The organism is Dellaglioa sp. CoH-56-MRSF-10, from assembly GCF_056782175.1.
In genome coordinates, this window is sequence record NZ_JBXAYF010000001.1 from 114,471 (window position 1) to 140,184 (window position 25,714).

The 25,714-nt window shown below is 33.9% G+C and carries 23 protein-coding genes; 15 read left to right on the forward strand and 8 right to left on the reverse strand.

What is annotated here, in order from left to right; genetic code table 11:
* Positions 1-9 precede the first annotated feature (9 nt).
* Entirely contained in the window at positions 10-2,385 is a 2,376-nt protein-coding gene (locus AC1RP4_RS00565; RefSeq protein ID WP_481761054.1) for a phosphoketolase family protein, read from the reverse strand.
* Positions 2,386-2,531: 146 nt separating this feature from the next.
* Positions 2,532-3,254 carry a GntR family transcriptional regulator gene (locus AC1RP4_RS00570; protein ID WP_481761053.1) on the reverse strand — a complete coding sequence of 241 codons (723 nt, stop codon included), beginning with the start codon at positions 3,252-3,254 and terminating at the stop codon, positions 2,532-2,534.
* Positions 3,255-3,426: 172 nt separating this feature from the next.
* Here AC1RP4_RS00570 and AC1RP4_RS00575 point away from each other — a divergent pair, with 172 nt between their 5' ends.
* From AC1RP4_RS00575 to AC1RP4_RS00605, 7 genes are all read left to right on the forward strand, one after another.
* Entirely contained in the window at positions 3,427-4,503 is a 1,077-nt protein-coding gene (locus AC1RP4_RS00575) for an AI-2E family transporter (RefSeq protein ID WP_481761052.1), read from the forward strand.
* On the forward strand, positions 4,487-5,692 hold the full coding sequence (locus tag AC1RP4_RS00580) for a MalY/PatB family protein (protein ID WP_481761051.1): 1,206 nt from the start codon (positions 4,487-4,489) through the stop codon (positions 5,690-5,692). Before AC1RP4_RS00575 ends, AC1RP4_RS00580 begins: the two co-directional genes overlap by 17 nt.
* Before the next feature lie 71 nt (positions 5,693-5,763).
* Positions 5,764-6,450 (forward strand): 2,3-diphosphoglycerate-dependent phosphoglycerate mutase, encoded by a 687-nt coding sequence (locus AC1RP4_RS00585; protein WP_409021802.1) that lies wholly within the window; start codon positions 5,764-5,766, stop codon positions 6,448-6,450.
* Positions 6,451-6,644: 194 nt separating this feature from the next.
* Complete coding sequence (gene rbsK, locus AC1RP4_RS00590) at positions 6,645-7,580, forward strand: ribokinase (RefSeq protein ID WP_481761050.1); 936 nt, start codon at positions 6,645-6,647, stop codon at positions 7,578-7,580.
* A gap of 28 nt (positions 7,581-7,608) precedes the next feature.
* Entirely contained in the window at positions 7,609-8,031 is a 423-nt protein-coding gene (gene rbsD / locus AC1RP4_RS00595) for a D-ribose pyranase (RefSeq protein ID WP_409021800.1), read from the forward strand.
* A 30-nt stretch (positions 8,032-8,061) separates the two neighbouring features.
* Positions 8,062-8,976, forward strand: a complete 915-nt coding sequence (locus tag AC1RP4_RS00600) for a GRP family sugar transporter (protein ID WP_481761049.1) — start codon at positions 8,062-8,064, stop codon at positions 8,974-8,976.
* 222 nt (positions 8,977-9,198) lie between these two features.
* Positions 9,199-10,638, forward strand: coding sequence for a catalase (locus AC1RP4_RS00605; protein ID WP_481761145.1), 1,440 nt, complete (start codon positions 9,199-9,201; stop codon positions 10,636-10,638).
* Between the two features lie 86 nt (positions 10,639-10,724).
* Here AC1RP4_RS00605 and AC1RP4_RS00610 read toward each other — a convergent pair whose 3' ends face one another.
* Complete coding sequence (locus AC1RP4_RS00610) at positions 10,725-11,612, reverse strand: polysaccharide deacetylase family protein (protein WP_481761048.1); 888 nt, start codon at positions 11,610-11,612, stop codon at positions 10,725-10,727.
* 151 nt (positions 11,613-11,763) lie between these two features.
* Here AC1RP4_RS00610 and AC1RP4_RS00615 point away from each other — a divergent pair, with 151 nt between their 5' ends.
* Positions 11,764-13,578 (forward strand): glycerophosphoryl diester phosphodiesterase membrane domain-containing protein, encoded by a 1,815-nt coding sequence (locus tag AC1RP4_RS00615; protein WP_481761047.1) that lies wholly within the window; start codon positions 11,764-11,766, stop codon positions 13,576-13,578.
* A gap of 151 nt (positions 13,579-13,729) precedes the next feature.
* On the forward strand, positions 13,730-14,533 hold the full coding sequence (locus tag AC1RP4_RS00620; RefSeq protein ID WP_481761046.1) for a Cof-type HAD-IIB family hydrolase: 804 nt from the start codon (positions 13,730-13,732) through the stop codon (positions 14,531-14,533).
* A gap of 51 nt (positions 14,534-14,584) precedes the next feature.
* Here AC1RP4_RS00620 and AC1RP4_RS00625 read toward each other — a convergent pair whose 3' ends face one another.
* A complete protein-coding gene (locus AC1RP4_RS00625) occupies positions 14,585-14,986 on the reverse strand; it encodes a pyridoxamine 5'-phosphate oxidase family protein (RefSeq protein WP_481761045.1) in 402 nt (133 codons plus the stop codon).
* 357 nt (positions 14,987-15,343) lie between these two features.
* Between AC1RP4_RS00625 and AC1RP4_RS00630 the strand changes: the two genes are divergently transcribed.
* From AC1RP4_RS00630 to AC1RP4_RS00640, 3 genes are all read left to right on the forward strand, one after another.
* Positions 15,344-16,903, forward strand: a complete 1,560-nt coding sequence (locus AC1RP4_RS00630; protein ID WP_481761044.1) for an MFS transporter — start codon at positions 15,344-15,346, stop codon at positions 16,901-16,903.
* A 189-nt stretch (positions 16,904-17,092) separates the two neighbouring features.
* Positions 17,093-17,908 (forward strand): bifunctional hydroxymethylpyrimidine kinase/phosphomethylpyrimidine kinase, encoded by an 816-nt coding sequence (thiD, locus tag AC1RP4_RS00635; protein WP_481761043.1) that lies wholly within the window; start codon positions 17,093-17,095, stop codon positions 17,906-17,908.
* 109 nt (positions 17,909-18,017) lie between these two features.
* Positions 18,018-18,761, forward strand: coding sequence for an SDR family oxidoreductase (locus AC1RP4_RS00640; RefSeq protein ID WP_481761042.1), 744 nt, complete (start codon positions 18,018-18,020; stop codon positions 18,759-18,761).
* A 51-nt stretch (positions 18,762-18,812) separates the two neighbouring features.
* On the opposite strand, the gene AC1RP4_RS00645 is transcribed toward AC1RP4_RS00640, so the two are convergent.
* Positions 18,813-19,223, reverse strand: a complete 411-nt coding sequence (locus tag AC1RP4_RS00645; protein ID WP_481761041.1) for a peptide deformylase — start codon at positions 19,221-19,223, stop codon at positions 18,813-18,815.
* Positions 19,224-19,433: 210 nt separating this feature from the next.
* Complete coding sequence (locus AC1RP4_RS00650; protein ID WP_481761040.1) at positions 19,434-21,281, reverse strand: FAD/NAD(P)-binding protein; 1,848 nt, start codon at positions 21,279-21,281, stop codon at positions 19,434-19,436.
* Positions 21,282-21,457: 176 nt separating this feature from the next.
* On the opposite strand from AC1RP4_RS00650, the gene AC1RP4_RS00655 reads away from it, so the two are divergent.
* Together AC1RP4_RS00655 and AC1RP4_RS00660 are read left to right on the forward strand one after the other, a co-directional pair.
* On the forward strand, positions 21,458-22,129 hold the full coding sequence (locus AC1RP4_RS00655) for a YoaK family protein (RefSeq protein WP_481761039.1): 672 nt from the start codon (positions 21,458-21,460) through the stop codon (positions 22,127-22,129).
* Positions 22,130-22,147: 18 nt separating this feature from the next.
* Positions 22,148-22,741 carry a YdeI/OmpD-associated family protein gene (locus tag AC1RP4_RS00660; protein WP_481761038.1) on the forward strand — a complete coding sequence of 198 codons (594 nt, stop codon included), beginning with the start codon at positions 22,148-22,150 and terminating at the stop codon, positions 22,739-22,741.
* Positions 22,742-22,791: 50 nt separating this feature from the next.
* Here AC1RP4_RS00660 and AC1RP4_RS00665 read toward each other — a convergent pair whose 3' ends face one another.
* Both AC1RP4_RS00665 and AC1RP4_RS00670 read right to left on the reverse strand, forming a co-directional pair.
* Entirely contained in the window at positions 22,792-24,207 is a 1,416-nt protein-coding gene (locus tag AC1RP4_RS00665) for a glycoside-pentoside-hexuronide (GPH):cation symporter (protein ID WP_481761037.1), read from the reverse strand.
* A gap of 30 nt (positions 24,208-24,237) precedes the next feature.
* The gene (locus AC1RP4_RS00670; protein ID WP_409021786.1) at positions 24,238-24,477 is read right to left on the reverse strand and encodes a hypothetical protein; all 240 of its coding nucleotides are present in this window, start codon (positions 24,475-24,477) and stop codon (positions 24,238-24,240) included.
* Between the two features lie 511 nt (positions 24,478-24,988).
* Here AC1RP4_RS00670 and AC1RP4_RS00675 point away from each other — a divergent pair.
* Complete coding sequence (locus tag AC1RP4_RS00675) at positions 24,989-25,714, forward strand: GntR family transcriptional regulator (protein WP_481761036.1); 726 nt, start codon at positions 24,989-24,991, stop codon at positions 25,712-25,714.

Genomic DNA, 25,714 nt, shown 5'->3' on the forward strand with positions numbered 1-25,714 from the left:
AAAGTTTTACTATTTTAGTGGAGTCCATTTCCAGTTATTAACTTCTGGAAGATCATCACCATTTTCACGGATGTATGATTCATGTTTAGCAACCATAGCTTCCATTTCTTTAACAAATTTATCGCCTGCAGCGCCTAAGTTGCCAGCTTGTAAGACAGCATCTTTAGCAAGGTTGTAACGATCCATTTGGTTCAAGACACGCATATCGAATGGTGTAGTGATATCACCATTTTCACGGTAACCATGGATTGAAACATTGTGGTTATGACGATCATAGAAGATGTCACGAACCATAGCTTCGAAACCATGGAATGCGAATACGACTGGTTTATCAGTTGTAAAGTAACCGTCAAATTCTTCATCAGAGAAACCACGAGGGTCAATCTTAGGATGACGTAATTTTAAGATATCTACAATATTGATGAAACGAATCTTCAATTCTGGGAATGCTGAGTTTAAAAGACTAACAGCAGCTAAAGCTTCTAAGTTAGGTTCTGAACCAGCAGCAGCAATAACAAGATCAGCATCATCGCCCTTAGCAGTACTTGCCCAATCGATAACTTTCAAACCATTGTCAACAAGTTCTTGAGCTTCATCAGCTGAGTAGAATTGAGGACGTGGTTGTTTACTTGAAACGATTAAGTTAATAAGTTCTTCACTTTGAAGAGTCTTATTCATAACAGCTAATAAACTGTTAGAATCAGCAGGTGTATATTCACGGATAAATTCAGGTTTCTTATCAGCTAAATGACCAAGCATACCTGGATCTTGATGAGTATAACCATTGTGATCTTGTTGGAATACAGTTGATGTTGCAATAACATTCAATGATGGGTATTGTTTACGCCATGTTTGTTCTTTGGCTTTACGTAACCACTTGAAATGTTGTGTCAACATTGAATCAACGACACGTAAGAATGATTCATAACTAGCGAAGAAACCATGACGTCCAGTTAAGACATAACCTTCCATCCAACCTTCAGCTTGATGTTCTGATAATTGTGAATCAAGAACACGGCCTACAGGACTTTGCCATTCGTCGTTACCTTCTTTGATTGGTTCTAACCATTGACGGTTAGTAGCTTCAAAGATAGCATTCAAACGGTTTGATTTTGTTTCATCTGGTCCGAAGATACGGAAGTTTTTAGGGTTTTCTTCAATAATATCACGAGCGAAGTCACCGAAAATAATCATATCTTGTGCTGTAACAGCACCTGGAGTTGATGTATCAACAGCATTTTTCTTCCAATCAGGCATAACTAATTTTTGAGGATTAATACCACCGTTAGTAATAGGGTTCATTGCCATACGTTGGTTGCCTTTAGGTGCCATTTCTTTTAGTTCAGGAATTAATTGACCGTCTTTTGTAAATAATTCTTCTGGACGGTATGATTTCATCCATTTAACAAGAGCATCAACATGTTCCATGTGACGTTGGTCTACAGGAATTGGAACTTGATGAGCACGGAATGAGCCTTCGATTGGTTCGTTGTTCCAGACTTCTGGACCAGTCCAGCCTTTTGGTGTACGAACAATCATAACAGGCCATTTAGGCATTGTTGCTTCTTCAGCTGGGTGTTTGCGAGCTTCAGTTTGGATTGCTTTAATTTTTTCGATAGCAAGATCCATTTTTTTAGCCATTTCAGGATGGATGATCTCAGGATCAGTTCCTTCAACGAAAATTGGATCCCAACCCATACCTTCAAAGTATTTTGTTAAATCTGCATCAGATTTACGTGATAAAATTGTAGGATTTGAGATTTTGAAACCATTCATATCAAGGATTGGTAATACAGCACCATCATTAACTGGGTTAATGAAGACATTTGAGAACCAACTTGCTGCTAATGGTCCAGTTTCTGATTCACCATCACCAATTACTGTAGCAGCAATTACGTCAGGGTTATCAAGAATAGCACCAGCGGCATGAGATAATGAATAACCTAATTCGCCACCTTCATGGATTGATCCTGGTGTTTCAGGAGCAGCATGAGAAGCGACACCACCTGGGAATGAAAATTGTTTGAACAATTTTTGCATACCAGTTAAGTCTTCAGTGATTGTTGGGTAGATTTCTGTATAACTACCATCAAGGTAAGCATTAGAAACCATAACTTGGCCACCATGACCAGGTCCTTCAATATAGAACATGTTTAAGTTATATTTATTAATTGCACGGTTTAAATGAGCGTAAATAAAGTTTTGGCCTGAGATTGTTCCCCAATGACCAATAGGGTTAACTTTGATGTCTTCAGGTACGACTTCAGTTTGTAATAATGGATTTTGTTTTAAATAAAGTTGTCCAACTGAAAGGTAGTTTGCTGCACGCCACCAAGCATCAACTTTATCTAAATATGATTTAGATGAAAAATCAGTTTCTGTCATAGTTACACACTCCTATATGTTTTATTTGCTAAAGTTATAGCGCTTTCTATATGTTCATAATAACAAACATTAAATAAAAGTCAATCATTTAATTCATTGGAACGTACCAATTATTTTAAAAAGTAAATAAAAAGCCGTTAAATAGCCTATTTAACGGCCATGAAAGTATTAAATTTAGAAAATTTATAATGAAATCTCATACTTGAATATTCAAATGGGGTACCATTATCTAAGAAGAAAATACCATCCATTATACTAACTGGTTCAGTTGGTTTTAAATTTAAAAGTTTTTGATCATTTTCGTCTGATGGTTCAGCGTAGATTGAAAGCGACGATTTAGTAACTGATTGATTCTGAATATCCTCCAAATAATTAAAAATTGATCCTTTAACAATTGTTTGAGATAAATTAGGAACAATCTTAATTGGAATATAGCCTGTTTCAATCATAAAAGGCGTTTTTTCAAATAAACGTAAGCGAACAATCTTGTAGACAAAATCATCTGTGTCTAAGAAAAGATTGCGTTGTAAATCTTCTGAGGGCGCAATAACTTCAAAACTTAGTACTTTAACTTTAGGGCTTTTACCATTCATTTCAAATCCGTCTGTAACACCTAAGTTAGAGCCTTCATAATTAAAAACGGTTTTATTTTTTAAATATAAGGGATTAATGAAGGTGCCGGAACCGCGTTTTTTAAAAATAATACCGTCGTTAGCCATTTGGCTAAGAGCTCGTTTTACTGAACTACGACTAATTTTATAAGTTTCACTCAAACTACGTTCATCAGGGAGTTTCATGTCGGGAAATTCATCTGCAGCGATTCTTTTTTTAAGTTTACTAATCAGTTGTTTGTAAATTAATTCAGCCATACAAGAGTACTCCTTTCGTAGAGTCAATCTTCATAGTTAACCATAAGTTTTAATAGACGACAAGTCGTCAACTTTCCGGAGAGATAATTATTTTAGAACAAAAAGGTAAGAATTACAGACATTTTAGTAAATATTTTGTACAATGAAGACTATAGTTAAAGGAGTGTGTCTATTGGAAATTTGGCAAAGTTTTATTGAAAATATTAAGTTACGTAGATTTGTTGTACTTTGTGTAATTATGGGTGTTATTTTTCTTGCGAAAGATGTCATTAGCATTGTTCTATTAACTTTTATATTTACATATTTAGTAGTCCGATTGATAAATGTTATTCAAAGACATTCATCAATTAATAGTCGAATAATTGTTATAGGAGTATATCTGGCAATTATCGCGCTGCTTTATTTGGCAGTTACTAAGTATTTTCCTATTTTAGTTTCGCAAACAGTTTCAATGGCACATTATGTGATTAATTTTTATCGTCATCCAGGTAAAGATACAAATCTTGTGATGGAATGGGTACTTAAATCTATTGGTAAATCTCAAATTGTGCCACAATTAAAAAGTAGTTTTACGCTTGTATTTCAATATATAACGAGCATTGGTTTTATGGCAGCAACATTTTTATTATCGCTTATTTTAAGCTTCTTTTATACGATTGAAAAAGATCAGATGACACATTTCTCAAAAAACTTTTTATCAAGTGATTTTGGTTGGTTTTTCCAGGATATTTACTTCTTTGGTGAAAAATTTGTTAAATCATTTGGTGTCGTTATTGAAGCACAATTCTTTATCGCAACTGTTAATACAGTTATTACTGTGATTGGGTTGTACTTCATGCATATGCCACAGCTCTTGCCTTTAGGAATATTAATTTTCTTATTAAGTTTAATTCCAGTCGCAGGGGTATTAATTTCATGTATTCCATTAAGTTTAGTTGGTTATTCGGTTGGTGGCGTACGTGATGTGGTTTACATCTTAATTATGTTAATGGTCGTTCATTTATTAGAATCATATGTATTAAATCCTAAATTTATGTCAAGTCGGACAGAACTACCTATATTCTTTACATTTGTAATCTTGTTAGTCAGTGAAGAATTATTTGGAACGTGGGGCTTGATTGTCGGAATTCCCATTTTCACATTCTTCTTGGATATCTTGGGTGTGAAGTCAATTCCTGGATCTAAAGGACGGATTGGTAAAATTAAAGGAATAAGGAAGGATAGTCAAACTGATGGTAAAGAAAAATAAATTTTTAGCTGATTTTAGAGTGAATAGAAAAAATACAAATTCAGTTAAATGGGATAGTTTAAAAGAGCAATATGGCGATGATAAATTATTGCCACTGTGGGTTGCAGATATGGATTTTAAAGCACCTAAAGCCGTAACTGATGCTTTAATAGCACGGGTACAACATGGTGTTTTTGGTTATTCAACAATTCCTGATTCATATTATGATGCCTTTTTTGATTGGCAACAATCTCGCTATGGGATTGAACTGCATAAGGAATGGATGAGATTTGGAACAGGGGTTGTAAATTCATTATATCAATTAGTCGATTTAATGACGGAACCAGGTGATAGCGTCTTAGTTCAAACACCAGTATATTACCCTTTTTATAGTGCAATTGAAGATAATAACAGACGTATCGTACGAACACCTTTGAAACATGAAAATAATCAATATGAAATGGATTTTGAAGCAATTGAACGAGATATGAAAGCTAATCACGTTAAATTACTTATTCATTGTTCACCGCATAATCCAGTTGGTCGCGTCTGGACTGAAGCTGAACTGACACAACTCTTTGAAATTTGTCGTGAAAATAAAGTGATGGTAATTTCGGATGAAATTCATCAAGATTTAATTGTGGGAAAAAAACCATTTGTATCAGCTTTATCAATAGACGAAGGTCGTTATCGAGATAATATGGTTGTCGTTAATGCTCCCTCAAAAACATTTAATTTAGCTGCTTTACAAAACTCGCATATCATTATTCCAAACGCGCAATTACGAGCTAAGTACGATAAAATGGTACAGCGTTTGAACAAACCTGAGGGTAGTTTAATGGGATGTGTTGCTGGAGAGGCGGCTTATCGTTCAGGAGCAGTTTGGTTAGATGAAATTCTGAGTATCGTAAGGACCAATTATTTAGAAGTCAGCCACCAATTAGTCAATAAATTTCCAGAAATTAAAATTAGTGAACTAGAAGGCACATACTTGATGTGGATTGACCTTTCAGCATATGTAAATCCCAGTCGGATGAAAGAATTTATTCAGAATGAGTGTGGCTTAGCTATTGATTATGGACAATGGTTTAGTGAAGAAACGCCAGGCTTTATTCGAATGAATTTGGCAACTGATTTAGGAACGGTTCAAACAGCTGTTGATCAGTTGTTAAAGGGACTCAAAAGTGCAAAGCTAAATCGCTTAAATTAGACTATTAATTTATTTCATTTCAGTGTAAAATAAACCAGTAAACTAAAAATAGAAAAAGAGGATTTTATCTTATGGCAAAATTAGTATTTATTCGTCACGGACAAAGTGAATGGAACTTATCTAACCTTTTCACAGGTTGGGTAGATGTTAACTTGAGCGAACAAGGCGTTGCTGAAGCACAAGCAGCTGGTAAAAAGATTAAAGAAGCTGGAATCGAATTTGATCAAGCTTATACATCTGTTTTAACACGTGCTATTAAAACATTACATTACGCACTTGAAGGTTCAGACCAATTATGGGTTCCTGAAATCAAATCATGGCGCTTAAATGAACGTCATTATGGTGCATTACAAGGCCAAAACAAAGCCGAAGCAGCAGAACAATTCGGTGAAGATCAAGTTCTTGTATGGCGTCGTTCATACGATACATTACCTCCACTTTTAAGCGCAACTGATGAAGGTTCAGCAGCTAACGATCGTCGTTATGCTGATTTAGATCCTAAAGCTATCCCAGGTGGCGAAAACTTAAAAGTTACTTTGGAACGTGTTATTCCTTTCTGGGAAGACGAAATCGCTCCTAAATTACTTGAAGGCAAAAATGTAATCGTTGCTGCACATGGTAACTCATTACGTGCCCTTACAAAATACATTGAAAACATCTCTGATGCAGACATCATGGGCGTTGAAATGGCAACTGGCGAACCAGTTGTTTACGATCTTGATGACAAATTAAACATCGTAAGCAAAATTAAACTTTAATATTAATAAAAAACCTGATGACAATTTTATGTCATCAGGTTTTTTTGTATTAGTCAATAATTGGCGAAAAAGTCGGTAGTTTTAGCAGTTAAAACCAGAAAGCGCTTGCCAAAGCAAATAATATGTATTATATTGATGTAATCGAATACACATTCTATTTGATAAATATATCAAAGAAATGAAGGAGAAACGTTATGGCAAAAGTTATTACTGTTTTGGGCTCAACTAATATTGATAAGGTTGTTTCTGTACCCCGTTTCGCAACTAGCGGCGAAACTTTACACACACCAAATCATCAAGTTGAAGCAATGGGTGGAAAAGGATTGAACCAAGGTGTTGCCGCTGCACGTTCTGGTGCAAAGACTAACATGATTACAAAAGTTGGTAAAGAATTTGATACCTCAAAGAATATGAATGTTGAAAACTTAAGCACTGAACATGTGATTGTTTCAGATACTGAAGAAACTGGACAAGCTTATATTACTGTTTCAGCCGAAACAGGCGATAATATTATCCATATTTATGGTGGCGCTAATGCTGATATGACACCAGCTGATGTACGCGCACATGAAGCTGCCATTGCTGAATCAGATTTTTTGATTGCGCAATTAGAAATTCCAACAGAATCAGTTATTGAAGGTTTCAAGATTGCACGCGAACATGGTGTTAAAACAATTTTGAACCCAGCTCCAATGCCTGAAAATGGTGGACTACCAGCTGAATTATTAGAATTAACTGATATTATTACACCAAATGAACATGAAACATTCTTATTGACTGGGATAGAAGTGACTGATGAACATTCAATGATACACAATGCTGCGTACTATTTTGAACGTGGAATTAATACCGTAATCATTACAATTGGCTCAGAAGGTTCTTTCTACATGCGTGATAATGGTGAAGAAGGAGTCGTTCCAGCATTTAAGGTTAAGGCTGTTGATACAACTGCTGCCGGCGATACTTTTATTGGTGCTACAGCAACACGTTTACATGCTAATTTAGATAATTTAGCTGAAGCTATGCGTTATGGATCAGCTGCTTCATCTGTAACGGTGTCACATGCTGGTGCACAACCAAGTATTCCAACTGAATCTGCTGTATTAGCTGTTTTGGATGCTAATAAATAAATTTAAATTGTTGAATGGGAGATAAATTATGCGTAAAACTAATCTTTTGAATACAAAATTATCAAATGCTATTTCTGAAATTGGACATACACAATGGTTAACAATTGGTGACTCAGGCCTACCAATTAAGGATGATGGACGTAAAATTGATCTTTCAATCGTACGTGGATTACCATTATTTATTGATGTTTTAGCTGCAACACTTTCTGAAATGAAAATTCAAAAAGCTTTTTTAGCTGAAGAAATTAAAACGGTTAATCCTGAACAATATGCTGCTATCAAGGCTTTATTAGATGATGATGTTGAAGTTGTTTTCATTTCACATGATGAATTGAAATCGATGAGTCGTGATGATAATAATATTGCTACAGTACGAACAGGTGAAATCACACCATTTTCAAATATCGTTTTGGAATCAAATGTTGATTTTGAAGGCGAAGCAATTAAATAGTTATTAATATAAGGATAGGATGATATAAAAATGAATATGTTAGGATTATTTTTCTCACTTTTAGCAATTATTGGTTGGAGTGCATATCCAACTTTAGTATCATATTTTGGCGGTAAACCAGTTCAAGGTATTTTTGGAGCAACATGGGGAACTTTGATTGTTGCAATCGTCCTTTCATTAGTCATGGGAATGCCCATGTTACAAGGTTCTAATTTTTGGTTAGCATTTTTCTCAGGGGCAGCTTGGGCCTTTGGAAATGTTTTAACTATTATGGCTTTTGGGATGAAAGATCAGGATGGAAATGCTTTAGGTTCTGCTAAAGCAATGCCAATCTCAACAGCTTTCCAAATTACAGCAAATGTAGTTTGGGGTGTTGTAATGCTTGGTAACTGGGGTCCAGTTTCATCAAAATTATATGGATTCATCGCTGTATTTGTTATCTTGGTTGGAGCTTATATGACAACTTATCAAGAAAAGAAATCAGCTGGAAATAAAGAACTACTTACAAAGGCAGTTGGTGTCTTATTGATTGCCCAAGTTGGTTATTCATTATATGGTATCCTTCCACAATATACTAAAAATACTGATGGTATGCATATGTTTTTAGCACAAGCTATCGGGATGGCAGCATTTGGATTAATTCTTGGAATTTATGAATTAACGAAAAATAAAAATAACATTTTTACACAAAGTGTTACGTACAAACAAATTTTTTCTGGTTTCTTCTTTGCAATGGCAGCATTGGGTTATTTAGTTTCAGCTCAACCTGCAATGCTTGGATTGGCAACTGGATTCGTCCTTTCACAAGTTTCAATTGTTGGAGCAACGATTTCAGGAATTGTCGTTATGCGCACTAAAAAAACGGGTAAAGAATGGTTAGTTATTATTATTGGTCTTATACTAATTGTAATTGCGGCTTCTGTAACAGTTTTCTTAAAAAACTAGATAAAATTAATTTTAAAACCTTGATAACAATACTATGTTATCAAGGCTTTTTGTTATTATTTGATTTAAAATGTCATAAAATGATAAAAAAATAAACATTAACTAGAACTCACTATGATATTTAAAACCTACTTTCCGATTCAAGTTATAAAAGTCAAAATAATTGTAATTATCAGTTTAGGTGCTAGGATTGGACTTATAAATAAGATAATAGGAGGAATCATCATGGGGGATTTAACAACAAATGAAGGTCAAACATGGGCGAATAATCAAAATTCACAAACAGCTGGGGCTCGTGGACCGGTTTTAGTTCAAGATTACCAATTACTAGAAAAATTGGCACATTTTAATCGAGAACGTATTCCAGAAAGAGTGGTCCATGCAAAAGGGGCAGGGGCTAAAGGCTATTTTGAATTAACTAGAGATATGAGTGATTATACTATGGCAGGTCTTTTCAATGGTTTGGGCAAGAAAACGCCAGTCATAACCCGTTTTTCACAAGTAGCTGGTGAGGCAGGTTATCCGGATACTTATCGAGATGTACGAGGATTTGCAGTAAGATTTTATACAGATGAAGGTAACTACGATATTGTGGGTAATAATACGCCCGTTTTCTTTATTAATGATGCTTTGAAATTCCCAGATTTTATACATTCCCAAAAGCGTGACCCAAAAACGCATGCTAGAAGTCAGGATATGCAGTGGGATTTCTGGTCGTTATCACCTGAAACAGTTCACCAAGTAACAATGCTTATGAGTGATCGTGGGATCCCTGCTAGTTACCGAATGATGCACGGTTATGGAAGTCATACTTTTAAATGGGTAAACAAGCAAGGTGAACAATTTTGGGTTAAATATCATTTCAAAACAAACCAAGGTGTTCATAATTTAAGTAATGAGGTTGCTGAAGAATTAAGAGGAAAAGATTCTGATTACTTACAAAATGATTTGTATAATGCGATTGAGGATCAAGATTACCCCAGTTGGACAGTAGCCGTACAAATTGTGCCTTACAAAGCAGGATTAGCCTATCCGCAAGATATCTTTGATGTTACGAAAGTTATTTCGCAAAAGGACTATCCATTAATTGAAATTGGCCAAATGGTTTTAGATGAAAATCCAAAAAATAATTTTGAAGATATTGAAGAATTAGCATTTTCACCAGCTAACTTCGTTCCAGGAATTGAAGCCTCACCAGATAAATTACTCCAAGGACGCTTATTTGGTTATAAAGATGCTGCAAGATATAGATTAGGTGCTAACTATGAACAATTGGCAACTAACCGTCCTAAAAATGAGGTTCATAATTATGAACGAGATGGTTTAATGGCGCAAAATCAGAACGGTGATGTTAACTATGAGCCCAACAGTTTAGGTGGACCTGAAGAAAATCGCCATGCAGAAGTTCATGGTGATACATTGGATGGAAAAGTAGGCAACTATTCAGTAAATGAGGATTATTATACTGCTGCCGGTAAATTATATCGATTGTTACCTACTGATGAAAAAGCACGTTTAATTGAAAATATTAAATTAAATCTGGGACAAGTTAAAGATATTGAGATAAAGATTCGTGAAACTAAACAGTTTTATCAAGCTGATAAGGAATACGGAACACGTGTCGCAGAAGCATTAGGGTTAGAACTAAGCTTAATTAAATAATTCTTTCGGTGTATTAAAATGTTTAACAAAAAAAAGGAATAAATCACTGTAATCAAACAGCGATTTATTCCTTTTTTTTGTGTTGTTTACATGCCGTGTTCTAAAAGATACTTGTAAGAAATATCTGATAAATCGGGTGAGATACGGACACGATGCAAGGTGAATAGTCCTTGGCTTTCATTAGCGAGTCCTGGTAATGTCGTTAGACCAAGTTTGTAGCCTGCATCTTTAGCAAGTTTAGCGGTCTGGTTATTGAAGCGACCAACTGGATAACAAATAATTGATGTCTCTTGATGAAATTTATTGTTTAGCCATTTTTTCGAATTCTTAAATTCAAAAGTTTGTTGTGCATCGGTCATCTGATTAAGTTCCTCATGATGGACAGTATGACTTTGAATACTTACTAAACCTGATTTTCGCATCTCGTTCATTTGTGGCATAGTTAGTTTGTTTATGTGGCCAAAGTGGCTTGTAATATAGTTGATGGTTGCTTTTTGATGATATTTTTTGAGAGCAGGATAAGCTTTTTCATAGTTATCCTTGTAACCATCATCAAAAGTAATCCAAACAATTTTATTAGCAGGTTTTTTATGTGTTTTAAAAACTTCGATAGCTTCAGCAGGTGATAACGTGTAGTAACCATTTTTTTTAAGCCACTGCATTTGATGGGCAAATTGTGCTTCAGGAATACGAAGTGAATTTCCAACAGAAATACTATGATACATTAAAATTGGAAATTCGGTCTGGCCCTTAAATGATTTCCAATGCGAACTGTCTATTTTAGTATTTGAAATGAGCTTATTTTTCTTAATAGTTTTCTTGGGTAAAGATGAACTTACCTTTTTAGAGCTATTTTTTTGGTGATTAGTATTGGAAACGGAGTGAGAATTTTGAATGAAAAAGAATAATGAACCAATAGAGACGATTAGGACTAAGAATAATAAGATAAACCAACCTTTTTTATGTTTTAACATGATGAACTCCTTTTATGAGAAACGATACTATCTAATTTACCACGCTAAGGTAGTAAGATTCAATTTTTACGCGGATAAAGTCAATAAATGTAAAAAAAGGTAAGGCTATGATAGTATAAAGTACATATTAAATATTTAATTGGGGGAAAATATGCGTAGAACATTTCATTTTTTAAATCAAAGTTATAAGGAATTTTTTCAACACTGGAAATTGTATTTTATTTTAGTAGTTGTTACTAATTATATTTTATCTGCAGTGGTACAACCAATCTTAACTTGGGTGGTAAGCCAGATACTTAGTAGTAACCAAGTCGAATATTTAACCTATACTAACATTATTTCGGTTATTGAGGATAAACCTATATTATTAATTGAGTTTATCCTTGTTATATTAGTTATATTAAGTATTGTTTATATTCAAATGTCTTTCATGATCAGGGGTATTCAAGCTATTCGTTATGATTTAAAAATTGAATTTAAGTCATTATTAAAACAATCAATTCATGACGTTTTAGAGTTACGTCCTTTAACAGCGTTGCTCGTTATTTTTTACTTCGTTTTAATTTTACCATTTGGACAAGTCTTATTTACATCTACTTTATTAAATAAGGTGACTATTCCAGATTTTATTCTTCAAGATATGTGGACAAGTCCAGCTATCTGGGGCCCAATACTTTTAGTCTATGGTGTAGCATTTTTCTTCTCTATCCGATTAATTAGTTTTATTCCAACTATGTTGTTTAGTTCAGAAAAAAGAATCGGTCATTTAATTAAACAAAGTTGGGAAGCTGGACGTGGCAAATTTTGGATAACCGTCACAAAAGGATTAGTAATTACGGCTTCTATAGCTTTTATATCAGGAATTGTTCAAATTAGTTTGTTCCTAATTCAGAACTATGTAGATAATCATTTTCAAAATCAAGCATTTATGATTGTGATGTTTAATCTGTTTATTTTGGAAATTTTAGGACAAATCGTATTAGCTTTAAGTGTGACTATGTTGTTAGGTATTGCGCTAGATGTTTTTGAAGAACAACAACCGCATTTGAAACCCGTTCAAGAAACATTCTATAAAGAGAAACGCTTTATTAAATTACAGAAAGTTAGTGTCGTTGTTCTCCTGATACTAGTTGCAGGGACAGCTTCTATTTATAATTATGTTTACTTAAAGGGGATGCTAAATGACTATCCAGTTCTTATTTCTCACCGTGGAGTTGATGATGGAAATGGTGTACAAAATACCATTCCTGCCTTAGAAAAAACAGCTAAAGAGAAACCTGATTACATCGAAATGGATATTCAAGAAACAAAAGACCATAAATTTGTTGTTATGCATGATCCAAATTTGGAAAATTTAGCGAATGTTAATCGGACAGTACATGATTTAACATTATCCGAGTTAACAGCATTAACTGTTCGTGAAAATGGTTATTCAGCTAAAATTCCAAGTTTCGATGAATATTTAAAGGCAGCAGAGAAGAATCATCAAAAATTATTAGTTGAAATCAAAGTATCTCCGCAAGATAGTCCCAATATGACTAAAAACTTTGTTAAAAAATATCAAAAAAGACTATTAGCTGATAAGGATCGAATTCATTCTTTAAGTTATGATGTTGTTTCACAAGTAAAAAAACAAGCACCAAAGCTTTATATCAGTTTTATTATTCCATATAATATATCATTTCCAGAAACACCAGCAAATGCGTACACTATGGAAGCTACAACTCTAGATGACTCATTTGTGAGCAAGGCACATGATAAGAACCAGGATGTCTATGCTTGGACTGTAAATGATGAAACGATTATGCAAAAGATGTTATTTATGAACGTTGATGGTATTATTACGGATGACTTTGGTACACTTAAACAAGTTGTTCAAGCTAATAATGATCATCCAAGTTATGCAAGTAAATTATCAATATTCTCAAATAGATTAACGGGAATTAGCATAACAATCGATAATTAAATTAGTTAGGTTAGGAAACATAAATTAGAAAAGATTACTATAGATTAGTAGTCTTTTTTAATTTTGTCTAGATGTTAACGTTTACACTATTTAGGTGGCATGCTATGCTTAAGTTGCTACTAAACTGAAATCAGAGGAGTGTCTAGTAAGTATGATTAAAATTATCGCATCAGATATGGACGGCACGTTATTAAATAATGAAAATAGTATTTCGAAGGGTAACGCAGCGGCTATTAAGAAGGCTCAAGAAATGGGAGTGACTTTTGTTGTTGCCACTGGACGAAGTTATGATGAGGTAAAACCCTTAATTGACGCAGCAGGTATTAGTGCACCGATGATTAATTATAATGGGGGCGCTACGGTAACTGAGGAAGGCAAACAAATTAATAGTTTTCCAATATCAAAAAAAGAGGCACAAAAACTCATTAAATTTTTGAAGAATGAACATGCCTTTTTCAAAGTTATGACGTCAAAAGGTGTTTATTCAGATGATCCTCTTAAATATGATGAAGCGGTTATCAAATTAAACTTAAATCCTATTCATTATATAGACGATTACAGTGAAATTATTGATGATTCTGAAATAGATTTGTTTAAATTTCTTATTCGAAAAACGGATGAATCAGATGACTTATCTGTTTTAAAAAATAAAATTGAAGAAAATGAAACACTCATTGTGACTTCTTCAGGGGATAATAATCTTGAAGTTAATCATGTTAATGCACAAAAAGGGATTGCGTTGAAAAAATTTGCTGATAGTATGGGTATTCCTATGTCAGAAGTGATGGCAATTGGCGATAATTTGAATGATATATCGATGTTAAAAGCTGCAGGTATCAGTTATGCAATGGAGAATGGTCATCAAATTAATAAAGATATTTCTAATCATCATGCAAAAAAGAATGATGAAGATGGTGTTGGATTAGCTATTTTAGAACAATTAGCTCAAAAATAAGACAAAAGGACTAAATCCCATTTACGGGATTTAGTCCTTTTGTCTTAATATTTAATCAGCAATTAAATCACCAGCAGTTGGGCCAGCATCTAATTTGTAAATACGTTCAACATCAATGATGACAGCATAGTACATTTTTGGTAAATGGCGTTCTTCACCAAATTTAACAGCATCGTCAAAAATTTTACCGGAATCAATTAAATGTGCTGTGCCTTCAAACCGGAAGCCTTTTAGATTAGGACGATCTATAACAGCAACAGCTGCACGGCCATTATTTTGAAGATTGTGTAATGCATGTTTAGCTGTTTCTTCATTATAAATCAAATGCGTATCATCAAAAACACGCATTGATCCTTTAGGACCAACTTGTGGGAACCCATTTTCATCTACGGTTGAAAGAAAATTAAGTTGTTCAGGAATCATTTTTTTCATATCTTCTGTTAATTTTGCCATTATAAAATCTCCTTTTTATTTACTTATTATAAGTAAAACTTATCATGATTAAGGTATATTGGCAAAATATTAGCTTTACAAAAAACTTGCAAATAGGGCTAAAAAAACTATACTTATATGAGTCTAATAGTGATTTCTAAAAGGACTTCGAAGAAAGACGCTAAAGTGATATGTATAGATTATTAATTTTAACAGTACTAATGAGTCGTAATATGTCAGGATATAAGTTACGATTGGTATTGGAAAAATGGTCGTCCATGATTCTAAATGGAATGAAACTTATTGCTTTAAAATATGTGGTATGAATTATATTGGTGTAGTGGAGCAAATTAAAGATATACAAAAGGAGAATAAAAAATGAAAAAAGCAACAAATCGTTGGGTAGCATTGTTCGCTATGAGTTTAGGTGTTTTTATGGGCCTTTTAGATGTTACTGTTGTAAATGTTGCTTTACCAAGTATGGCAGTTGATTTTAAAACAACATTTAGTGATTTACAATGGATATTAAATGCATATACGTTAATGTATGCAGTCAGTTTATTAATTGTTTCAAAATTAGGTGATATGTTTGGACGAAAAAAAGTCTTCATCGCTAGTACAATTTTGTTTACGATTGCATCTGTTGTAAATGGGCTTGCACCAAACTTATTAGTTCTTGATTTTGGTCGAGCAGTTCAAGCAATTGGTGGTTCAGGAATGATGAGTTTATCAATGGCGTTAGTTGCGTCTAACTTTGAAGGCCGAGAACGTGGGACAGCACTTGGTATTTTAGGATCAGTTATTGGATTCTCAACAGCAATCGGACCTTTAGTTGGTGGATTTTTAGTTGAGAACTTTGGTTGGCCTTCAATTTTCTTTGTTAATCTACCGGTCGGTATCATTGCGATTTATTTGGTTATTAGAAATGTTAAAGAAACACCTGCATATGGCGCTGGGGAATCGATTGATTTTATAGGAATGATTCTTTCAGCAGTTGGATTATTTGCTGGTATTTATGGCTTAATTCAAAAAGAACAACATATGCATTGGGCTTGGACTGATATGCATGTTATGGGATGGTTAATTGCATCAATTTTAATCTTAACTGCCTTTGTTTTTGTAGAGTTAAAAGTTAAATCGCCAATGATGAATTTAACATTATTAACAAATCGTCATTTTGTTGGTGTTGTAATTCTTGCATTTGCACTTGGTGCTGGTATCTTTGCGTTAGCCGCTTATCAAACAAGTTTAATGCAAAATTATATGGGATATTCAGCCTTTTCCACGGGATTACATCAACTACCTATGAGTTTATGGTCGCTTGTCTTAGGTCCTTTTACAGGAGTTCTAGGATACAAGTTTGGTAAAAAGTGGATGATTTCACTTGGATTTATCGTTGCCTCACTTGGTTTATTTACGTTTAGCCAGGTAACAACAACGGACTTTACCTACATGCAATTACTTCCGCTTCTTGTATTAACTGGATTGGGTAACGCTATTATTAATCCGATGATTAATACTGCTGCTATGGATAATATTAATCCAAAAGAAATTGGCATGGCATCTGGTTTATTGAATGTTTTTCGTCAAATTGGAATAACAGTAGGCGTTGTAATTCTTGGTTTAGCACAAACTAAAGCATATGAATCAAGTTTGAGCACTGGTTTTAGTGATAGTCATATTCCTAGTGTAGCTGCAACGGGTATTCAGCAAGCCTTAGTAAATGCAGGAGCATTTTCTGGACATATGGTTGCGTGGAGTCAAAAAATAATAGCGACTCCTTATGCTGATAAAGTTCAAAAGATTGTTTTAACAGCTTTTGATAAAGGCATGATTCAAGTTGTTTTAACATCATTGGTCATTATGATTATTGGAATTCTAGCAGCAGTCTTTTTATTAAGAGAAACAAAAAGTGTCGATCAAAAATTAGATAAATAAAAAAACTTTTTTTATGTCATTAGGTTTATAAGAAGTGAAAGCTGTCATTTAAAATTTTGAGTGGCTCTTTAATGATACCGATATATTTCTGAAGCGTAAGACTCCTAATAGTATCGCTGTTTATAACAAGGCGTATGATAAAATAATATTAATTTAAAAATAAATCATCCAATAAAAGGGAGATTAGTAATGACGAAAATAATTCCTAAGGTTTTAACAATTGCTGGTAGCGACGCAAGTGGTGGCGCTGGTATGGAAGCAGATTTGAAAACATTTGAAGAGTTTGGAACTTATGGTATGGTTGCGCTAACTTCAATTGTTACCATGAATCCAGATGCTGGATGGGCACATAACGTAACTGTTATGGATGCTGAATTAGTAAAAGCACAGTTGAAAACGACAGGTGCCGGCGGAGATATTGCTGCAATGAAAACAGGGATGCTTGGTAGTGTTGCAATTACAGAAGTAGCTCGTGAAAGCATTTTAGAAAAAGAGATTAAGAATGTTGTGATTGATCCTGTTATGGTTTGTAAAGGTGAAGATGAAGTATTAAATCCAGAAGCAGCTGATGCTATCCGTGATTTATTGATCCCAATTGCGACAGTCACAACGCCTAATTTGTTTGAAGCTGGTGTTTTATCTGGAATGGGAACTTTGAAATCACTTGACGACATGAAACAAGCAGCTATTAAGATTCATGAGTTAGGTGCAAAAAATGTCGTTGTTAAAGGCGGTAAAGCTCTTAAGGGTGAAAAGGCGCTTGATTTATTTTATGATGGAACTCAATTTGAGGTTTTAGAAACTGAAAAGATAACGCCTGCTTATAATCATGGAGCAGGATGTACATTTGCAGCGGCCATAACTGCGGGCCTTGCAAACGGATTGTCAGTTAAAGAAGCTGTCTATAAAGCAAAAGATTTTGTAACTGCTGGAATTAAATCAGGTTTTGCATTTAATGAATACGTAGGCCCTTTATATCACGCTGCTTACCGTTTAAATAAATAGGTACTAGAGACTCACTTTTATTTTGTATAAAAATGAGTCTTTTTTTGTTGACTTAGAGTGCACTTTAAAGAGTAATGTAAACATACTAATTAAATTGGAGGATAATGATATGTCAGTAGAAAATAAAGTTGTTGTTATTACAGGAGCATCAAGTGGTATTGGTGAAGCAACGGCCAGAATGTTAGCTGAAGGTGGGGCTAAAGTCGTTTTAGGTGCTCGTCGTGAAGCTAAGTTAGCAAAGATTGTTGAAGAAATTAAAAAGAATGGTGGTCAGGCAACATATGCCGTTACTGATGTCACTAAGGCAAGTGACGTTAAGAATTTAGTTACTTTAGCACAAGAAACTTTTGGTGGGATAGATGTTATATTCAATAATGCTGGAATCATGCCTAACTCGCCCTTATCGGCTTTAAAAACGGATGAATGGGATGATATGATTGATATCAATATCAAAGGTGTATTGAACGGAATTGCTGCAGTGTTGCCTATATTTATTGAACAAAAACATGGACATGTTATTACAACATCATCTGTTGCAGGCATTAAATCATTCCCAGATGCAGGTGTTTATGGCGCAACAAAATTTGCTGTCCGTAATTTAATGGAAGTTCTAAGGACAGAAAGTGCTATGGAAAAAACAAATATAAGAACATCAACCTTATATCCAGCAGCAATTAACACAGAATTATTAAATACTATTACGGATGAACAAACCCTTTCAGGGATGTCGTCATTTTATGAACAAGTTGGAATTGATCCGGTCGCAATTGCACGCGTGGTTAAGTTTGCCATTGATCAACCAGAAGAAGTTAATGTTAATGAATTTACGATTTATCCAACTGCTCAAGCTTAAATTTAAATAATAAAAAAATCTCGAGAATTTATTTTCTCGAGATTTTTTCATTTAGATGATAATACCTTCACAATGATCGACTTCGTGTTGAATGATTTGTGCCATCCAACCTGAAAACTTTTGGGTTTGTGGTTGAAATGATTTGTCTAAATAATCAACTGTAATGGAATCATATCGTTGTGCTGGACGTTCGCCAGTCAACGAAAGGCAACCTTCATTGACGTTGTAACGTCCAGATTTTTTTGTAATCTTAGGATTAATAAAGGGAACATTTAGATTACCAAATTGGCAAACGATAATTCGTTTATTCACACCAATCATATTGGCAGCCATTCCAACACAAACCTCTTTATTTGCTTCTAATGTATCTAATAAATCGGTTACGATTGAGCCATCATTTTTAGTTGCAATCTCAGCTTTTTGTGCGAGAAATATTTCATCGTGCATAATTGATTTTATCATTTTTCTCCTTTGATTTAAGTAGCATAATTAATAAAGAAATGTTGATGGATATCTAGTTAATGATTTTATCATGATTTAGAATATAATGTTATCCTCAAGTAGAAAATTATTATTTTAGGATTAATTAACGTCAATTTAATAGGTAAAAGATATTAAAAAAGTGAGTCATACTCTATTCTCAATATAGGGTATGATTCACTTTTTTAATTATTATTTATGTGACTCTTCTGTAAAAATAGCTTTAACAATATCATTAGCTGTGCGTAAACTAACATCATTTACAAAAGGTCTTGGACTTGCAGCTGTTAGCCAATGAACACCATCAGTCGGAACACCCCAGAAGTATAAACCAGGTTGCGGTGTCTTATGCTCATCTAGTAATAAATTGCTGACAGGGTCAACGTTGACTGCGCCATCTATAACAGAATCACCTTTAGTTGGATTTAAAATTAAAGGATTGGCGATTTTTGTATCGAGTAACTGTTTTATTAAAGGACTTGTTGCTGTTGTCGCATGAACAGCAGGAACGCGTGCTTCAATTAGAGTTGTTGCTAAGTAGCGTTGATCTGGTTGGTTTGCACTATATGTTTCAAATTGATGATCTTTAGTATCGACGACCATTCCAGGTTCTAATAGTGTAACAACATCAGCTTCAACGAGTGCCCGTAATTGTTCAACTCTAATGGTAGGAGGCCCGATTGTTAAAAAGTTATTTAATGAATTAAACCAGCCTAAGAAGTTAGTTAAATAGTCATCATCTGTTAAGAGACGGTTATCAATTAATTGTCTAACCGGAAGACGTAAGTCACGTAAAACCTCAAGAGCACTGGTCAATGGTCCGGTCTTAGTACCTAATTTTGCATCTACTGCATCTTTTTGTAAATGGTCTAACATAACGGCTTTGAAATCTTCATTAGGTTTTTTAGTCATTGGATTTCCTAGATGATCCCAATTAAAGCGATCTTCTTCAAGAATAATTGATCGCTCAACGGTTACTTTAGGATCTTTTAAGAAAGCTAATTGGAATTTTGTTAAATCGATTTTTGGATAATTCTGTGCGACAAGTAATGAATAATATTGATATTCAACGTCATGACTTAATAAGGTCCAAAATTCATTGAAAGAAACGGTACCATTTTCCATGAAAACTGCCATTTTAGCCGCCGTTAAAAAATGAGCTTGAGTTTCTTCGCCGGGTGATTTTTGATTATCCCCTTTGGCATGATAAGGCCATCCACGACGCGAACCTGCCACAATGTGAGGTTCGTTACCGTTTGCTTGATATTGTAGTTGCCCGTTCTCTAATCGCTTAAATAGACCACCACGGCCTACAGTCAAACGGGTCACTAAATCAAAGAAGCTAAGACCTAAGCCACGTAAAATAACAGTATCTTCGTGCGTGATATGATCTAGTTTTGTTTCATTTGGAAAGCCTGGTAAAACATAAGTTAACTTGTTTTCTGTAGCGAATGTATCAAATCTTTTTTGTCCGACAGATAATTCATTTTCAAGATTACCTAAAGACATTACGACATAGTCAACGATGCTAACTGAAGGTAAGGCGGTTGTGATTTCAAATTGATCAGCTTTTTTTGAAATTTGTGTAACCGTACTTTTATTCAAATTAATTGTGATATTGTTAGAGGCACGTTTAAGTAATTCAGCGTAGTACCATTGGATATAAACACCAAAAAGTGCTCTTGTTGCATAATCGTTTGGATGTAAATCTTTAATTTCAGTTAAAAAATCCGCTGAATAATTATTTATTTCGATAAAATCATGAGCATCAGATTGAGCCCATTCGAAAATGTTTGGTCCTGGGATAACTGGACCAATAGATTGGACGCTTGTTCCATAGAATAAACTAATTTGTTGAGCTGCGGTATTCATGATTAATTCGTGTGGTTGAGTTGGTGACCATACGCGCCCACCAACACCATATGGATCATATAAATCAATAGTAAGTGGTGAATTTGAAGGATCTGCTTGTTGCCAAGCAATGAGTCGTTCAAGTGTAATCAGACCTCGTGGTCCGGCACCAATAATGGCTAAATGCATAAAAGTAATCTCCCTTGTCTTATAAAAACTAATTTCATTATAAACTTTAAAACAGAAAAAATCGCTTGATAACGTCTTTAATAGTAAAAATTAATCGTATATTCTTGTTAACTTCTGATAATTTAGTATACTTAATTTGAAAGAATATTTTAAGTACAATCTGAAAGAAGGATTTGATGAAAAAACCAATGTCACTATTGGATAGGGTACTGTTCGCTGGATTAATATTTGCCGGCGGGGGATTTGATGCGTATACCTATATCGTACATGATGGTGTTTTCGCTGGTATGCAAACCGGAAATTTAATTATATTAGGTATTGATATGGGCCAAATGAAATGGGGGGCCATATTCGATCATCTGATTCCAATTTTTGCTTTTATGATTGGTATTATTATAACTAGAAATCTGCAACATCGATTTAAAGAAGAAGATTCAATTAATAAACGACAACGATTTGTTATCGGTATTGAGACGATCCTTTTAATTATTGTTGCATTTATTCCAAGAAATTGGCCAGCACAGTTATCTACAGGAATCATTTCAATGGTTGCAGCAGCTCAACTTCAAGAATTTAGACAAATCAACGGAGGACCTTTTACGTCATTTATGATGACGGGTAATTTGAGGACAATGGCTGAAAGTTTTTATGACGGAATTGTTAAAGGTAATATAATCGCAATGGCTAAAGGTTGGCGGATGTTGGGTGTCGTCTTAGCATTTCTTTTTGGCGCAATTTCTATGGGTGCTATGGTACCGATAATGGGAACTAAAACGATATTATTAGCTGCATTTTTCTTGTTATGTTCATTGATTGGGCTACAATTAAATCCAGAAAAAAGATTATAAAATAAAGGGGTTAAGACAATGACAGAAATTAAAAAGAATCCAAAAGTTGATTTACACTTAGAAAAAGCAACACAATGGAAAGAAGAAATGACACAGTTAAGAGAACTTGCACTCGAAACGGGACTGACTGAAGAATTTAAATGGGGCAAACCTTGTTATACACTAAATGGTAAAAATATTGTCTTAATTCAAGGATTTAAAGAGTATATGGCATTACTTTTCTTAAAAGGAACTCTGATTGATGATGGTAAGGGTATTTTAGTTCCAACGGGCGAACATACTGAGGTTGGTCGCCAAATTAGATTTCATAGCTTAAAAGATGTTACTGATTTAAAAGTAGAGATAAGTGATTACATTCAACAAGCAATTAATGCAGAAAAGGCTGGGTTAAAGGTTCCTAAGGGTAAACCAACTGAATTAGTGTTGCCAGTGGAATTCCAGAAAAAAATGAATGAAATGCCAGAATTGGAAGAATTTTTTGAAACGTTAACGCTTGGACGTCAAAAAACGTATGCACGTTATTTTGCAGATGCTAAAAAAACAGAAACGCGTGAGGCTAGAATTATTAAATATATTCCGAAAATTCTTGATGGTAAAGGACTTAACGATTAGACAGCAAAACAGCGACCAGATTTTATCTGATCGCTGTTTTTTTAATTATATTAATCTAATTTCTTTTTTAATTCTGTAACGATTTCAGCATGTTTAGCTTCAGTCAATTTAATTTTTGACATAAAGATAAGAGCAGCAACAATTATTAAGGCCATTGGAACGAAGAACATGTACATTCTGAATTGTAGTAAACCACTGTTTGTAATATCGCTTGGTTTAGCACTACCTGTCATACCAGCTTGGATTGCGGCAAAACCAACAACACCATTAGCGAAGGCACCAGCTAATTTATCCAACAAAGGACGAACTGCTAAAGTAACAGATTCATTACGTGTTCCACTCTTTAATTGACCGTATTCAACACTATCCGTAATTGTCATCAATGCTGCTAAGAAAACAAGTGGATATGGGAAGAAGAATAAGCCAACAGCAATTAAGACAACAACAAGGTTAGTACCAGCAAATAGGAAGAGAATGTAACCCAATAGCATGACAGCGATTCCGCCAAGGTAGATAGCACGACGATGAACCAATGCAACTAAAGTTGGGAACAATGAAACTGAAATAATTCCTAAGACTGCTGTTAGAACACCAACAGTAGTAAATGCAGCTGCACTACCTAAAACATAATTGAAGTAGTAAATCAAAAGTGAATTTGTAATAACATAACTAAAAGCGAAAAGGAAATATGATAATGATAACCACATTAACTGATCATTTTTACCGATAACTTTGAAAACATCACGGAAACGAACTTTTTCAGTATTTTCACGAATTGCATTTTTTTCAATCTTAGTTCCTAAAATAGTTGCTAAAGCACCTAAGAATGAAACCAAACCGATAACAATAGCAAAACCTAACCAACCTGCTTTTGTTTGTGTATTACCAGTTGTACCTGAGAACATTTTTGAAAAGAAGACAACGATTGGGACGATAACGATAATAACACCTTGAGCACCTAATGTTGAACCAAAACGAGCAATTGTTCCAAATTTAGTCCGTTTTTCTGATTCGACACTTAGAGCTGGTAACATTGACCAGAATGAAATATCTTTAAATGAATAGAAACTATCTAGAATGATATAAACAATGGCAAAAAGAATTAAGTAAAGATAAGGATTGCTTGTAGCTAAACCACCAAAATCAGTGAAAATAAGGATTAATCCAATTGAACTGACAATTGAACCGATTAGTAACCATGGTTTAAAGTTCCCCCAACGAGTACGAGTATTATCAATAACGCCACCAATTAAAGGATCAAAAAAGATCTCAACAATTCGAATAACAACCATCATAGTTGTGACGTAACCAATCATTTTAGCGTTGAAACCAGCATCCTTTGTAACGAATAATTGACTTGTAATAAAAATCATAAAATAAGTGCTAAGTGTTGCATAAAAGGCATCATGTCCAAATGCACCAAAGGCATATGAAGCATATTGTTTAAAATCTTTAGAATTTTTCATTAGTTTAATTCCTTTCGAGTGTAGTTAAAATTAGTTATATCTGTGTTCGATAATCTTATCTAAAATTGCTTGACGTTGTTTTTCTTTAGCAGAACCTAATTGGTTTTCTTCTAAAGAATTAAAATCATTAACTAACAAAACTGATTCAAGGTATAACGTCAATTGACGTTTAATATATATCTTGTTATCTTCATTTGTTTGCTTAGGATTTCCGGCAATAATTGCAGCTGCAAATCGTTCGGCATCAATCGTTAATTTATTTGTATCCATTCTAATGACCTCTTCCTATATAATAGATTTTTGGTAAAAGAAATTGTTATTCATAATAGCAAAACATAAAAATAATAAACGTGAAAACGCATTCTTTTAGTTAACAACTACATTTTACTAAACTTTTACTAAAATGTAAACGTTTTATTTTAGATGTATATTATTTAGACTAAAGTAACTTTTTAGTACCCTTACGTATTTATTGTAGAAAGAATTTATATGAGTTTAGAATCTAATAAATAAAAGTTATGCTTAATTGATATAATTAGAAAGCAAGTCATATCGGTCACGATAATTTTATACAGCGAAGTAGTGTGTCGCTAATAATCTATAACTTTAAAGTGAAATATGATTACTTTAGAAGGGGGGAATTAAAAAACATGATTAATGGTAGGTACCAATGTTGAAAATACAAATGATTTAATAATAGTTAATATAAAAATAACTATTGACAAAGAGTTTTAAAAATAATATATTATGTATGTGGTAGTAACCACTTGGGGGAAAAGTAATGTTAAACGGTAATTATGAGCGTCCACTCTATGATCAATTAGTAGATACGCTAAAAGAAGAAATTGAAAAGAATCTAAAGGTGAATGATAAATTACCGTCTGAACGTGATTTATCTATTGCTTACGATATGAGTCGTACGACTGTCCGAACAGCACTAAATGAGTTAGAACTAATGGGTTATGTATATCGCCAACATGGTAAAGGAACATTTGTGTCGAATATCGCTAAAATTAAGACTGATTTAGGGGGAACGTTTAGTTTTACAGAACAAATGGTTTCCCTTGATAAAGAACCGAGTAGTAAAATAATTAGCTTTGATGTTATTAGTGCTAATGAGTTTATTGCTCAAGGTTTAAAAGTTGAAGTTGGTACCAAGGTAATTAAATTAAAACGATTAAGACTTGCATCAGATGAACCAATGATGTTAGAGAGAACTTACTTACCGTATGCTAAATTTCCCTCTTTAACTGTGGAGACATTAAATAAGCAAGCGATGTATGTCATTTTTTTAGATGATTATAACCAGATTGTAAAAACGGCTGATGAATCTTTAACAGCAGGTGTTATGGCAGGCAATGATGCAACTTTATTAAATTTTTATGAAGGTGCACCTGTTCTTAAATTAGAGCGAACGACGTATAACACAAAAAATGAAGTAATTGAATTTACGTTGAGTATTGCGAGGGGTGATAAATTTACTTATCATATTCGACACAATAAATAA

Coding starts and splice junctions, on each gene's coding strand:
- AC1RP4_RS00565 (WP_481761054.1), bottom strand. CDS start 2,385: ATGACAGAAACTGATTTTTCATCTAAATCATATTTAGATAAAGTTGAT.
- AC1RP4_RS00570 (WP_481761053.1), bottom strand. CDS start 3,254: ATGGCTGAATTAATTTACAAACAACTGATTAGTAAACTTAAAAAAAGA.
- AC1RP4_RS00580 (WP_481761051.1), top strand. CDS start 4,487: ATGGTAAAGAAAAATAAATTTTTAGCTGATTTTAGAGTGAATAGAAAA.
- AC1RP4_RS00585 (WP_409021802.1), top strand. CDS start 5,764: ATGGCAAAATTAGTATTTATTCGTCACGGACAAAGTGAATGGAACTTA.
- rbsK (WP_481761050.1), top strand. CDS start 6,645: ATGGCAAAAGTTATTACTGTTTTGGGCTCAACTAATATTGATAAGGTT.
- rbsD (WP_409021800.1), top strand. CDS start 7,609: ATGCGTAAAACTAATCTTTTGAATACAAAATTATCAAATGCTATTTCT.
- AC1RP4_RS00600 (WP_481761049.1), top strand. CDS start 8,062: ATGAATATGTTAGGATTATTTTTCTCACTTTTAGCAATTATTGGTTGG.
- AC1RP4_RS00610 (WP_481761048.1), bottom strand. CDS start 11,612: ATGTTAAAACATAAAAAAGGTTGGTTTATCTTATTATTCTTAGTCCTA.
- AC1RP4_RS00615 (WP_481761047.1), top strand. CDS start 11,764: ATGCGTAGAACATTTCATTTTTTAAATCAAAGTTATAAGGAATTTTTT.
- AC1RP4_RS00620 (WP_481761046.1), top strand. CDS start 13,730: ATGATTAAAATTATCGCATCAGATATGGACGGCACGTTATTAAATAAT.
- AC1RP4_RS00625 (WP_481761045.1), bottom strand. CDS start 14,986: ATGGCAAAATTAACAGAAGATATGAAAAAAATGATTCCTGAACAACTT.
- AC1RP4_RS00630 (WP_481761044.1), top strand. CDS start 15,344: ATGAAAAAAGCAACAAATCGTTGGGTAGCATTGTTCGCTATGAGTTTA.
- thiD (WP_481761043.1), top strand. CDS start 17,093: ATGACGAAAATAATTCCTAAGGTTTTAACAATTGCTGGTAGCGACGCA.
- AC1RP4_RS00640 (WP_481761042.1), top strand. CDS start 18,018: ATGTCAGTAGAAAATAAAGTTGTTGTTATTACAGGAGCATCAAGTGGT.
- AC1RP4_RS00645 (WP_481761041.1), bottom strand. CDS start 19,223: ATGATAAAATCAATTATGCACGATGAAATATTTCTCGCACAAAAAGCT.
- AC1RP4_RS00650 (WP_481761040.1), bottom strand. CDS start 21,281: ATGCATTTAGCCATTATTGGTGCCGGACCACGAGGTCTGATTACACTT.
- AC1RP4_RS00655 (WP_481761039.1), top strand. CDS start 21,458: ATGAAAAAACCAATGTCACTATTGGATAGGGTACTGTTCGCTGGATTA.
- AC1RP4_RS00660 (WP_481761038.1), top strand. CDS start 22,148: ATGACAGAAATTAAAAAGAATCCAAAAGTTGATTTACACTTAGAAAAA.
- AC1RP4_RS00665 (WP_481761037.1), bottom strand. CDS start 24,207: ATGAAAAATTCTAAAGATTTTAAACAATATGCTTCATATGCCTTTGGT.
- AC1RP4_RS00670 (WP_409021786.1), bottom strand. CDS start 24,477: ATGGATACAAATAAATTAACGATTGATGCCGAACGATTTGCAGCTGCA.
- AC1RP4_RS00675 (WP_481761036.1), top strand. CDS start 24,989: ATGTTAAACGGTAATTATGAGCGTCCACTCTATGATCAATTAGTAGAT.